The 12,610-nt window shown below is 65.8% G+C and carries 10 protein-coding genes; 7 read left to right on the forward strand and 3 right to left on the reverse strand.

Going from position 1 to position 12,610, the window contains the following annotated elements; all coding sequences use genetic code 11:
- Nucleotides 1-14 precede the first annotated feature (14 nt).
- Together RWQ91_RS08245 and RWQ91_RS08250 are read right to left on the reverse strand one after the other, a co-directional pair.
- Nucleotides 15-1,055 carry a maleylacetate reductase gene (locus RWQ91_RS08245; RefSeq protein ID WP_314504667.1) on the reverse strand — a complete coding sequence of 347 codons (1,041 nt, stop codon included), beginning with the start codon at nt 1,053-1,055 and terminating at the stop codon, nt 15-17.
- Between the two features lies 1 nt (nt 1,056).
- Complete coding sequence (locus RWQ91_RS08250) at nt 1,057-1,929, reverse strand: SDR family NAD(P)-dependent oxidoreductase (RefSeq protein WP_314504671.1); 873 nt, start codon at nt 1,927-1,929, stop codon at nt 1,057-1,059.
- 170 nt (nt 1,930-2,099) lie between these two features.
- Here RWQ91_RS08250 and RWQ91_RS08255 point away from each other — a divergent pair, with 170 nt between their 5' ends.
- The 4 genes from RWQ91_RS08255 (at nt 2,100) to RWQ91_RS08270 (ending at nt 6,985) form a co-directional block, all read left to right on the forward strand.
- The gene (locus RWQ91_RS08255) at nt 2,100-3,623 is read left to right on the forward strand and encodes an FAD-binding oxidoreductase (RefSeq protein ID WP_314504674.1); all 1,524 of its coding nucleotides are present in this window, start codon (nt 2,100-2,102) and stop codon (nt 3,621-3,623) included.
- On the forward strand, nt 3,590-4,486 hold the full coding sequence (gene purU, locus RWQ91_RS08260; protein WP_314504677.1) for a formyltetrahydrofolate deformylase: 897 nt from the start codon (nt 3,590-3,592) through the stop codon (nt 4,484-4,486). The genes RWQ91_RS08255 and purU overlap by 34 nt, the downstream gene beginning before the upstream one ends.
- A 5-nt stretch (nt 4,487-4,491) precedes the next feature.
- Nucleotides 4,492-5,502, forward strand: coding sequence for an alpha/beta fold hydrolase (locus RWQ91_RS08265; protein ID WP_314504680.1), 1,011 nt, complete (start codon nt 4,492-4,494; stop codon nt 5,500-5,502).
- A 115-nt stretch (nt 5,503-5,617) separates the two neighbouring features.
- A complete protein-coding gene (locus tag RWQ91_RS08270) occupies nt 5,618-6,985 on the forward strand; it encodes a hypothetical protein (RefSeq protein WP_314504682.1) in 1,368 nt (455 codons plus the stop codon).
- A gap of 55 nt (nt 6,986-7,040) precedes the next feature.
- On the opposite strand, the gene RWQ91_RS08275 is transcribed toward RWQ91_RS08270, so the two are convergent.
- Nucleotides 7,041-7,832: a glucose 1-dehydrogenase gene (locus RWQ91_RS08275; RefSeq protein ID WP_314504684.1), complete on the reverse strand. Its 792-nt coding sequence runs from the start codon at nt 7,830-7,832 to the stop codon at nt 7,041-7,043.
- A gap of 1,015 nt (nt 7,833-8,847) precedes the next feature.
- Here RWQ91_RS08275 and RWQ91_RS08280 point away from each other — a divergent pair.
- The 3 genes from RWQ91_RS08280 (at nt 8,848) to RWQ91_RS08290 (ending at nt 12,605) form a co-directional block, all read left to right on the forward strand.
- Nucleotides 8,848-9,834: a LacI family DNA-binding transcriptional regulator gene (locus tag RWQ91_RS08280; protein WP_314504686.1), complete on the forward strand. Its 987-nt coding sequence runs from the start codon at nt 8,848-8,850 to the stop codon at nt 9,832-9,834.
- 64 nt (nt 9,835-9,898) lie between these two features.
- Nucleotides 9,899-11,566 carry an ABC transporter substrate-binding protein gene (locus RWQ91_RS08285; RefSeq protein WP_314504688.1) on the forward strand — a complete coding sequence of 556 codons (1,668 nt, stop codon included), beginning with the start codon at nt 9,899-9,901 and terminating at the stop codon, nt 11,564-11,566.
- Between the two features lie 61 nt (nt 11,567-11,627).
- The gene (locus tag RWQ91_RS08290) at nt 11,628-12,605 is read left to right on the forward strand and encodes an ABC transporter permease (RefSeq protein WP_314504690.1); all 978 of its coding nucleotides are present in this window, start codon (nt 11,628-11,630) and stop codon (nt 12,603-12,605) included.
- Nucleotides 12,606-12,610: the final 5 nt, after the last annotated feature.

Raw genomic sequence — 12,610 nt, forward strand, 5'->3', positions numbered from 1 at the left:
CCTTACCGGGGGACTCAGCACTCGTATGCGCGGGTGAGAATGTGGCGGACGGCCGCCGCGTCCACGGTGCGGACGTGCGCGATTGGGAGCGCTGCGACCACCCGGTCGATTGCGGGTTCGAGATGGTGTGGCAGCATCCCGATCTCTTGCAGCGAGCGCGGAATACCGGCCCGCCGATAGAGATCACGCAGACCGCCCACCGCGTCCTGCGTGCCGAGCGCACCGGCGATGCGGGCCGCAGCCTCGGGCGCCGCGGGTGCGGTGAACTCGAGCACGGGCGGAAGGATGACGGCGTGCAGGGGGGCATGGGGCAGGTCGAAAGCGCCCCCGACGATGTGACAGATCTTGTGATGCAGGCCCGATCGCGCTCCCGCGAACACGAGCCCGCCGAGGAAGGCGCCGTACAGCAGGTCGTCGCGCGCCGCTGCCCCGGTCACGAGAGCGTCCATGCCCCGTGCGAGAACACGGATGCCCTCGGTCGCCTCGAGTGCAAGGACCGGGTTCGACAGCGGGGTCCAGAACGCCTCGGCGCAGTGCGCGATCGCGTTGGCCGCCGACGTGAGCGCGGTGGGGTCGGGCAGGTCGGCCAAGAGATCGGGGTCGTAGATCACGGTCGAGGGCTTCACGCGGGGGTCGACGCCGGTCTCTTTGCGGGAGTCGGTGGTGAGGCCCCACACCGGTGTCATCTCGGAGCCCGAGTACGTGGTCGGGACGGCGATGATCGGAAGACCGCTCGTGAGCGCAACCGCCTTGGCCGTGCCGGTCGCCGACCCGCCGCCGATGCTGATGAGTACGTCGACGCCCGAGGCATGCGCAAGCGATCTCGCGGCCTCGGCCACGTCGATCGGCACGTGCTGGCGCACCCCCGTAAAGGTGCAGGCTAGACGATCGCCGAGCCCGGCAGTCAGGGCCGCGGCGCGCGGGGCCTCCCGAGACGAGCACAGGACCATGGCGTTGCGGTATCCGCCGCGGGTGACCTCGTCTTCGACGGCCTCCGCGGCGATGCCGGCACCGAACCTGACGTCGCCTGGAAGCGAGCGGTAGTCGAACCTCATGTTACGAGGCCGCGGTTCTCCGCTGCACGGCGTCTTCGCCCGGCGGTGTCGGAGCCGGTCCGCCGCGCATCCACTCGAGCTGCGAGGTCGTCGCGCTCAGCGTCATCGTCGGGTGGGTCAGCAGGTAGAACCGGCGCTCGCGGATGCCGTCGAGGGCGAGGGCCGCGACATCCTCCGGCGACATGCCGACCTCGGCCGTGGCGCGGTCGATGTTCTCGTGGATGCTCTTGCGCAGGGGATCCGCATCGGTCGCCGGAACGTCGACTGGGCGGTTGCGCTCGGAATTGTTCATGCTGGTCTTCACGAGTCCGGGCACGAGGAGAGACACGCCGATGTGCGGGTCTGTCTCGCTCAGCTCCCGCTCGAGATTCGCCGTCATCGACGAGACGGCCGCCTTGGACGCGACGTACGCGTGGAAGGTCTGCAGGCCGGTAGCGAACGCGGCGTGCGATGAGGTGTTGACGATGTGAGCCTCGTCCTGCTGACGCAGGAGCGGGAGGAACACCCGACATCCGTGCAGGGGACCCCAAAAGTTGACGTCGAAAACCCACTCCCATGTGCGAAGCGACATCTCCGAAAACAACGCGCCGCCCTCGACGCCCGCGTTGTTGCAGAGCACGTGCACGGCGCCGAACTCGGATACTGAGCGCTCCGCAAGCGCCTTGATGTCGTCGACCTTCGCCACGTCGGTGCGGACCCCGATCGCCTCGGCTCCCGTTGCACGGACCTCGGCGACCGCCCGGTCGAGGGCAGACTGCTCGACATCCGCGAGGACGACCTTCATTCCTTCCGCGGCGAACCGATCGACCATCGCGCGCCCGATGCCACTGGCGCCACCGGTGATAACCGCCACGCGGCCAGAGATTTCGCGCATCTGCACACCTTTCGTTGTGCCCTCATGTTGCGCGCCGACGCCGCGGTGTCGCATCCGTGGCCCCACCAGTGGCGCGCGTCCGGCGGCCCCTAGGCACCTCATGGATGCGACCCGTGCCGTCCGCGAACGAGAGTCTCAGCAGACACATACACCCGAAGGAGCACGTCCGTATGTCCAACACAAAGTCCCCAGCCCGCCCGATCGGCGATATCGACACGGCCCTGGTCGCCTTCATCGACCTCCTCGGCGAGGACGCGGTGATCAGCGATCTCGACAAGTTGCTCGAGTTCCGGGATCCGTTCACCTATCGCGAGTCCGACCAGTGGGATGCCTCGGCCGTGGTCATGCCGACGACGACCGAGCAGGTCTCGGCCGTGGTGAAGATCGCCAACGAGTACGGCGTCCCTCTCTGGACATTCAGCCAGGGCCGGAACAACACCTACGGTGGGCCCGCGCCGCGCGTACCCGGATCGGTGATCGTCAACCTCCGCAACATGAACCGCGTCCTGGAGGTCAATGACGAACTGGCCTACGCGGTCGTCGAACCGGGCGTTCGTTGGTTCGACCTGTTCGACGCCCTGGAGGCGGCCGGCGGCCGCCTCTGGACGTCGATCCCCGACCTCGGCTGGGGCAGTGTCGTCGGCAACAGCAGCGAGTACGGTCGCGGCTACACCCCCTACGGTGACCACGCCGAGAACATCTGCGGGCTCGAGGTCGTCCTCCCCACGGGAGAGATCGTGCGCACGGGTATGGGCGCCATGATCGGCAGCCAGAGCGCACACATCTACAAGCACGCCTTCGGCCCGCAACTGCAGGGACTGTTCCAGTCGTCCGGCCTCGGCATTATCACGCAGATGGGCTACTGGCTGCAGCGTCGACCGGAGGCCTACGCATCGTGCTGGCTGAGCTTCCGTGGCGACGAAGCGCTCGCGGCATCCATCGACCTGATGCGCGAGCTCATGCTCGATGGCACGGTGACCAACTACCCGGTCGTGCTGCACGGCGTCGAACTCGATGCCAACGGCAACCCGAGCTTCTCGCCCGAACAGGACCAGTGGCTGGTTCGGTTCGCGCTCTACGGCCGTCCCGAGATCGTGGACGCGCACTGGGCGGCCTGCGAGCGCCTGTTCGGTGCTGTTCCGGGAGTGTCGTTGCGCCGCAGGGTCTACGACGGCGCCGACCGTACGAGCCACGCCGGTCACGAAGACCGCGTGATGGCTGGCATCCCCGACATGGACATCCTTGACCTCTTCCAGAGCGTCTACGGCCCCGACACCGCTCACCTCGACTTCTCGCCGGTGGGTCCGCTGCGCGGCGCCGATGTCGTGGAGACGGCGCACCTCATGCGCGGACTGTACGAGAGGACCGGCGAGCGGTTCTTCTCCGGCCTGATGCTCTCGCCGCGCAGCGTCATCCACATCAGCACGATGTTCTTCGATCCGCACGACGAAGCGCAGACGGATGCGGTCTACGAGAACTACTCGGCGATGCTCGAAGTCATGCGCCAGCGCGGCTACCCGATCTACCGAACGAACCTCCAGCACATGGATGCGGTTGCCGCGCAGTTCGACTTCAATGACCATGCGCTCCTCCGGCTCAACGAGCGCATCAAAGACGCCATCGATCCGAACGGCATCATGCAGCCCGGTAAGTCGGGAGTATGGGCTCGCCGCTACCGGGAGGTCGCCCCGTGAACCAGGTAGGGGATTCCTGGGTTCTCGCGCTGTCGTGCGAGGACCGGCCGGGGATCGTTGCTGCAGTGAGCGGAGCGCTCTTCGAGCTCGGCTACACGATCCAGGAATCGCAGCAGTTCGACGACCCGATATCGGATCGATTCTTCTCGCGTGTGCAGTTCGCCTCGACGGCAGAGACGGATACCGCGGCGCTCGAACGCTCGCTCGCCGAGGTGCTTGCGCCCTTCGGCGCGGAGTACACGCTCGAGGCATCGACCACCCGTAAGCGCGTGCTCATCCTCGCTTCGAAGCTCGACCACTGCCTCGCGGACCTGCTCTATCGCGCGCGCACCGGCGATCTGCCCATGGACGTCGTGGGAGTCGTGTCGAACCACCCGGGGGAGGTATACGGCAACCTCAATCTCGGGGAAGTGCCCTTCTTCCACCTGCCCGTCACGCCCGATCGAAAGCGCGAGCAGGAGCAGCGCATCACGGCGCTCATCGAGGAACTGCAGGTCGATCTGGTCGTGCTCGCCCGCTACATGCAGATCCTGAGCGATGAGTTCTCGGTCGAACTGTCGGGCCGGTGCATCAACATCCACCACTCGTTCCTGCCCGGGTTCAAGGGAGCACGGCCCTACCACCAGGCGTACGAACGCGGGGTGAAGGTCATCGGTGCGACGGCCCACTACGTGACGGGCGACCTCGACGAGGGGCCGATCATCGCGCAGGACGTGGAGCCCGTGAGCCACCGCGATGTGCCCGACACTCTGGTGCGCAAGGGGCGCGACATCGAGCGGCGCGTTCTCGCCAAAGCCGTGCGATATCACTTGGAGAATCGCGTATTCGTCAATGGCCGCACGACCGTCGTCTTTCCAGATTGAGCGAGATGATCAAAGGCGCACCGCACGACGCGGACATCCCCGCGGTCACGACGCGTCGCGGCGGCTTCTGGATCGCGGGCGACCGCATGGAGGTCGACGGCGGTACACACCAGCGCGGACCCATGTGGGTGGAGTGGGAGGCGCCGGCCCGGGGAGCACGCCCACTTCCGGTGATCTTCGTGCACGGAGGTGGTGGGCAGGGAACGGCCTGGCTCACCACTCCCGACGGCAGGCCCGGCTGGGCGCGGGCATTCGTCGCGGACGGGTTCGCGTGCTACGTGGTCGACCGCCCGGGCCACGGTCGGTCCGCGCAGACGGCCCAGGTATTCGGGCCGATCGGCGCCCAGGGCACAGCGCAGCAGACGGCCATTCTTTTCGCGGCGGCCGATGCCGCCACCGGTCAGACGCAGTGGCCCTGGAGCCGTCGGAGCGATAGCGCGGAGCTCGCACAGCTCACCGCGGCCAACTCGCCCCTGCTGACCGACCTCGCCGAGGTGAACCGCATCGATGCCGCGCGCCTCGCCGCACTCCTCGATCTCACCGGTCCCGCGATCGTCGTGTCGCACTCGCTCGGTTCGATCGGCGTCTGGACAGCCGCCCATCTGCGGCCGGAACTCGTCCGGGTGATCGTCGCGATCGAGCCCGCCGGACCCCCATTTGCGACGATCCCCGGTGTGGGTTCTCTCGCCGCCGGCATCACCGCCCTTACCTGGGACGCCGACGAGAACGGTGTGCCGGGAATCAGCGGCGTGCCGATCGTGGTCGTGAGCGGCTCGGCGTCGCGCTTTCGGAGCGGGGCCGTGGCCGTGCGCGACTTCCTGCGCGACGAGTGCGGTGCGAGCGTTGAACTGCTCGCCTTGGAAGACATCGGGCTCATCGGCAACGGACATGGACTGATGTTCGAGCAGAACTCTGACGAGGCTGCGGGCGCGGTCATCCGCTGGCTGGACTCGCACGTGCCCGCCGGCACTAGTGGGGTCATGGATGCGCATGCGGACGGGCTGGACGAGGCTTGACTCAAGGCTGACCCCGGGGTAGTGGTCCACGTTCGGGGTCCCGATGCATGACTCGGTCCGCAGCGCCGCTGCTGCAGGGCTTACCCGGGAGAAATGAACGTAAGGAGAAAGCCTCATGGCAGAAACGAACTCCGGAGCGCCGATCGGGCAGGTGATCTTCGCCCCTGACAGCCCCATCTTTGCCGGCTCTAACGTGCAGACCAACATCGGCTTCGGCTGGCTGCCGGCCGAGTACTCGACGACGCGCGAGGAGTCGCTCGCTGCGCGTGAAACCGCATCACTCGGCTTCGTGCTTAACAACAGCCCCGTTTACGACGTCACAGGTCCGGATGCCGTGCCCTTCCTCAATTCGGTCGGCACAAATAAGGACTTCGGTCTCATGCCGGACGGGTCGTCGAAGCACATGCTCATCTGCAACGACGACGGTTACATCCTCGCCGATGGCCTTCTCATGAAGGTCGCCGAGAACCACTTCCGGGCCTACTGGTTGGCACCCGTTCTCGACTTCTACCTGCGTGGAAGCGGGATGAACGTCGAGGGCACGTGGGTGATCGATGAGTACTTCTTCCAGATAGACGGACCAAAGTCGCTCGAGGTGATGGAAAAGGTCACCGGGAGCGACCTGCACGACCTCACGTTCGGCCAGAACAAGGAGGTGCAGCTCGCCGGTGCAACCGCTCGCGTTCACCGCCTCGGCATGTCTGGCGCCCTCGCCTATGAAGTGCACGGTCCCTCGAGTGTGGCCCGCGATGCGTATCAACAGCTGCGTACCGCGGTCGAAGAGGTGGGCGGGCGTCCGCAGGGCTTCTGGAACTACTCGCTCGTCAACCACACGAACGGCGGATATCCGAACCAGGTCATCCACTTCCTGCCGCCGTACCGCGACTCCGGTCCGGCATTAGCCGGATTCATGGACCAGGTCATCCCCTTCGACCTGGGCTTGCACGGAAGTGCCGCCGACGACAAGGCCAACGCGTTCGTCACGCCCTACGACATCGGCTGGGGCTACCTCGTCAACTTCGATCACGAGTTTCCCGGCAAGGCGGCGCTGCAGCGAATCTCGCAAAATCCTCCTCGCACGGCCGTCACGCTTGAGTGGAACGCCGATGACGTCGGCGAGGTCTACTCGGCACAGTTCCGCGGCGAAGACGCGATCATCTACGACCGCATGAGCAACGACCCCGTCATCGCGATCGAGGACTACGCCAAGGGTCGGATGCGCATCGACTACGTGCTCGTCGACGGGAAGAAGGTCGGGCTGGCCACGGGTCGCACTCCGTCGTTCGACTACGGGACGATGATTTCCCTGGCCTGGATCGATCGAGAGTTCGCGATCGAGGGGACCGAGGTGAAAGTGCTGTGGGGGGACGTCGACCACCCGCAGTTCGAGATCCGCGCCACCGTGGCGCGCTTCCCCTACTACGACGGCAAGTACCGCAACGAAACCTTCGACACGGCCGAGATTCCTCGCGCTCACCGATGAGTCGAACGCAGAGCGGCCCGGTCGAATCGCCCGGGCCGCTCTGCGTTGCGGTGGTTCAGTGACCGAGGTCGTCCGCTCGAGTGGACATGCCCCCGATGACCGTCCCGCCATCGACGGACAGGGCGGTCCCGATGACGTATGACGCCCCGTCGGAGCACAGCCACAGGACGGCCTGCGCGATCTCGTCGGGCTCGCCCAGGCGACCGATGGGAGTTCCGGTGAGCAAGCGATCGAGGACGGGCTTCGGGAAGTCCGCGATGAACGGGGTGTTGATAGGTCCTGGCGCGATCGAGTTGATGCGGATGTTGTGTTCAGCCATCTCTTGCGCAACGTGCTTGGTGAGGCCGATGACGCCGGTCTTGGCTCCGCCGTATGGCGCGAAGGCGTAGCCGCCGATGATGCCAGCGGCGGACGCGGTGTTTACGATGCTGCCGCCACCTCGTTCGAGCATCGCCGGGATCTCGGCTTGCATGCAGTGGAAGATCGACGTGTAGTTGACGGCTACAGTCCTGTCGAAATTCTCCTTCGTCTGCTCGAGGAACTTGCCGTGCTGGCCCTCGGCGCCCGCGTTGTTGTGAGCGAAGTCGAGCCCGCCGAACGCGCCCACGAGCCGGGCAACGCCTTCTTGGACCGAGTCGGGGTCGGTGACGTTCACCTGGAAAAACTGTGCCTTGCCGCCGGCATCCGTGATCTCTCTCGTCACCGCCAATCCGCCGGCCGTATCGATATCGGTGACCGCGACCGCGGCGCCCGCTGCAGCGAATGCAAGGGCGCTCACTCGGCCCATCCCCGATGCCGCTCCTGTGACCAGCGCCACTTTGCCGGAGAAATCGTATGTGACATTCATCTTCTGTACCTCCTTGTTACGTCGTCGTAGAGCGTCACCTCATCCTGCGAGGCGCGGCTGCGGAGCCGCATCCATGAGGACACGTGTGAGTCGGTTCTCAGAGCCTCCGACGGCGATCTGGAGGTTGGGGCGTTCGAGTCGCTTCGGACGCACATGTGTTGAAACCAAGAACGGCGACGGCATCGGGAGGGTGGCACGATTGAGGGGTTCGAGCGACTGTCGAGACTTGTTCGAAGGTCGCGGGATCTGTCAGCTGAGACCGTACCGTCTTCTAGTCGTCGCTCGCAGGGCGGTTCGGGTGGGAAACGCGTGAGAAGAATCGCGTCCCACCCCTGGCGGGTCGTGCACAACTATGAAAGGTCGACCTTCGCGAATCACTGCTGAGGACAGAGCTGCACAGCGTTGAAAGATCGCGGGGTGTGGGTTCAAATCCCTCCGTCTCCGCCACAAAATGCCTGGTCAGTGGCTATTCCTTCTTCGCCTGATCTGGATGACTCAAGGCCTACGCGCTCGCAAGAGTGACCGCCAGGTGACCCCGGAGGTCACTTGAAGGGCAGCGACGCGACCGCACAGGTGGTGCCTTTGTTCAAGCCCCGGCCGCTCCGGCCATTGTCTTGTCGACAACCGAACCGCTCAGGGAGATTGAGCAGTCTGACGGGCGCAATTGCGAGGGGTCGGGCGGGAGTCACTCTTGCACCCGCGCATTGTCGACGCTCACTTCGAGAACGTCGACGATACACCCGACGCCCTGACGCGGACTTTACGGGGCGACACAGCGAAACCATGTGGGCTGCCGCCGCATCCGAGTCACGAAGCTGAGTACACCCGACTGGTACGGCGCTTGCTGCGCAATCTGCCTTCCAGCCGTTGCGCGGGGCTTCAGCGCTTCCAAATTGCTGCTTGACGCGCTTCCTAACGCGGGTTAGTCTTACTCAGGTATCAACTAACGCGCGTTAGTTTCATCTCCCCCACGGAAGCACTGCCCATGTCGAAGACGACTCGCCGATCGGTAACGATGGCTGACGTTGCGCTTCAGGCGGGCGTCTCCCGCACGGCGGTCTCTCTGATCCTGAACGGTCGGCAGTCCGTGGCGCTGGCTGACGAGACGAGGGCCCGCGTTCTGGCCGTCGCTGCCGAGCTGGGTTACCGGCCGAACGCGGGCGCCCGGGCTCTCGCGAATCAGCGGAGTGATTCATACGGACTCGTTACCGAGATCGTCACGAATCCGTTCGCGGTCGACATCATCAAGGGGGCGCAGGACCGTGCGCTCGTTGATGAGAAGTACTTGCTGATCGCGCCCACTGAGTCAGACCCCGTGGCCGAAACGGCGGCCATCGAGCGCCTCCTGGAACAGCGGGTCGAGGGTCTCCTTTACGCGGCGACGTGGCACCGCGCGGTCACGATTCCTGAGATCGCCCGTGAGGTGCCAACGGTGCTCGTCAATTGCTTCGATAGGGAAGGCCGCTTTCCCGCGGTGGTTCCCGACGAGCGCGCCGGCGGGCGCCGCGCGACCGAGCGCCTCCTCGCGGCGGGGCACCGTCGCATCGGCTTCGTCAATCTCGACCCCGACATCCCCGCAGCCGTCGGTCGACGAATCGGCTTCCATGAGGCGCTGCACGACGCAGGGCTCTCGGCCGACGAGAACCTCGAGATCTCCGGCCACGCGACCGCCGACGGCGGTTATGCCGCGGCATCCGCCCTTCTCGACCTCGCCGACCCGCCCACCGCGCTCTTCTGCGCGAACGACCGCATGGCGATGGGCGCGTACGACGCAATCAAGGAGCGCGGACTGCGCATCCCCCACGACGTTGCCGTCATCGGATTCGACAATCAGGAGCTCATCGCGGCCTACCTGAGACCCGGACTGACGACGGTCGCGCTGCCCTTCGAAACGATGGGCGCGAAAGGCGTGGAACTCCTCGCCGCCATCATCGCGGGTCAATCGACCGCCACGGAAACCGTGACGGTCGACTGCCCGCTCCTCGAACGCGCGTCGGTGTGACTGGACATCCCAGCCGGCGCGCAGCCCCTTCGGCTTCAACGAAGAAGAAAGGAACACCCTCATCATGACAGTTCACCGGAAAGCGGTGCTCATCGCTGCGGCATTCGCAGCGACGGCGGCGCTCGCGCTCTCGGGCTGCAGCGGCGGCGGAGGCACCTCGGCCGACTCGCTGGACGGCAGCCAGCTGCTCACCATCCCGCGCGAAGACATGGGAACCTTCGACCGCAACTTCAACCCGTTCTCGAACCCCGAGTTCCCTATGACGCAGCAGGCGATCTACGAATCGATGCTCGTCTACAACCCGGCGGACGGCTCAACGACCCCGTGGCTCGCAACGGAATGGGAAGTCGCCCCCGACAGCATGGGGATCACCTACCGGCTTCGTGAGGGCGTGAAGTGGTCGGACGGCGAGCCGTTCACCGCCGACGACGTCGTGCTCTCGTTCGAGCTGCAGCGCGAGATCCGCGGCGGCTTCGACTACATCGAGACCGTCACCGCGGTCGACCCGCTCACGGTGCAGTTCGACTTCAACCAGCCGTTCTCGCCCGCGCTCCTCGACATCGGGCAGCAGATCATCGCGCCGGCCCACATCTGGAGCGAGGTCGAGGACACGACCAAATTCGCCAACGAGGAGCCGGTCGGCACCGGTCCCTACACCGAGGTCACGAGCTTCCAGGCCCAGTCGTTCGATCTGGGCAAGAACCCCGAGTACTGGCAGCCCGAGAAGCAGCAGATCGAAGGCATCCGGATGCTGGCATTCGCCGGCAACGATGGTGCGAACCTCGCCGCTGCCAACGGCGACGTGGACTGGGCGCCGCAGTTCATCCCGAACATCGAAGACGCCTACGTCGCGAAGGACCCCGACAACCGGTTCTACTGGTTCCCGCCCACGGGTTCGATGATCAACTGGCAGTTCAACACCACCAAGGCACCGTTCGACGACCCGGACGTGCGCAAGGCACTCTCCATGGCCGTCGATCGCGAGCAGGTCACCGAGATCGGGATGCAGGGCTACACCACTCCCGCCGACTGCACCGGTCTGAGCGGCTCGTATGACACGTGGCGCGACGACACGGTCGTGGAAGCGTGCACGTGGACGGCCCGTGACCTGGAGGGCGCGGGGAAGCTGCTCGATGACGCGGGCATCACCCTCGGTGCAGACGGCAAGCGGGTGCTTCCCGACGGCACGCCCTTCGCGTTCGACTTCTCGGTCGGCTCGACCTCGAGCGACTGGGTCTCGGTCGGCAACGTGATCTCACAGAACCTCGCCGAGCTCGGTGTGACGGTCACCGTCGCCGCGAAGGACTGGGGCGACGTGGTCGCGGGGTACGAGAACGGCACGTTCGATTCGGGCATCGTCTGGAGCGCCAACGCCCCGACGCCTTACCAGTTCTATCGCGGCGTGATGGGAACCGAGACAGTCAAGCCGGTCGGCGAGCAGACGTTCGACAACTACCACCGTTACGGCAGCCCGGAAGCAGACGCACTGCTCGCGCAGTTCGCGGCAGCACCCGATGAGGCGGCGCAGCACGACGCCGCGAACCAGCTGCAGGCGCTGTTTGCAGAGGAAGCGCCGCTTGCGCCCCTGTTCCCAGGCCCTGAGTGGGGCGCGGCGAGCAACGAGCGGTTCACCGGCTGGCCTACCGAGGAGAACCCTTACGCGACGCTGTCCACGCGCTCGCGGACGACGGTCCTGGTCCTCACCACCCTCGAGCCAGTCACCGCCGACTGAGAAACGGTTCGTCCTGCTGCGTCGCGGACGCGGCGCAGCAGGACGAACCAGGAGTCACACCATGGGATACATGCTGCGACGCTTCGGGTTCTATCTCGTCGCGTTCTGGGTGTCGATCACCCTCAACTTCTTCCTTCCGCGCTTCATGCCGGGAGACCCGGTGTCGCGCATGGTTGCGCGCCTGCAGGGTCAGCTCCGCCCCGACCAGATCGAGGCGCTCAGAGAGTCATTCGGGCTCAGCGATGCCCCGCTGTGGGAGCAGTACCTGCGCTACCTCGGCCAGCTCTTCAGCGGCAATCTCGGCTTCTCGATCTCGAGGTTCCCGACGCCGGTGATCGACGTCATCGGCAGCGTGATCGGCTGGACACTTCTCCTGGGCCTCGTGTCGCTGATCATCGCGGTGGTCATCGGCAACGTTCTCGGCATCCTCGCGGCGTGGCGCCGCGGCGGAGTCCTCGACTCGTACGTCCCGCCCATCCTGATCTTCATCGGCTCGTTCCCGTACTTCTGGCTCGCGATGGGACTGCTGTATGTGTTCGGGGTGGTGCTCGGGTGGTTCCCGGTGCGACACGCCTTCGGAGTGGGCATGACTCCCGAGTTCTCCCTGGCGTTCATCGCCGACGTCGCCTATCACCTCGTCCTGCCGGCCACCTCGATCGTCCTGGTCTCGATCGGCGGCTGGATGCTGGGGATGCGCAACACGATGATCGCCACGAACGCCGAGGACTACATCGTCATGGCCGAGGCAAAGGGCCTGCGTTCCAACCGCATCCGCACCAGCTACGCGGCGCGCAACGCGCTGCTGCCGTCGGTCACCGCGTTCGGGATGTCGCTCGGCTTCCTCGTCGGCGGCGCACTGCTCACCGAGGTCGTCTTCGCATATCCGGGGATCGGCTACACGCTGCTCTCCGCTGTGCAGAACCTCGACTACCCCCTCATGCAGGGGATCTTCGTGACGATCACGACCTTCGTGCTGATCGCCAACTTCCTCGTGGACATCGTGTACGTGCGGCTCGACCCGCGCGTGCGCGTGAGCTGAACGGA

This window comes from uncultured Microbacterium sp. (genome assembly GCF_963524805.1).
Classification (GTDB): Bacteria; Actinomycetota; Actinomycetes; order Actinomycetales; family Microbacteriaceae; genus Microbacterium.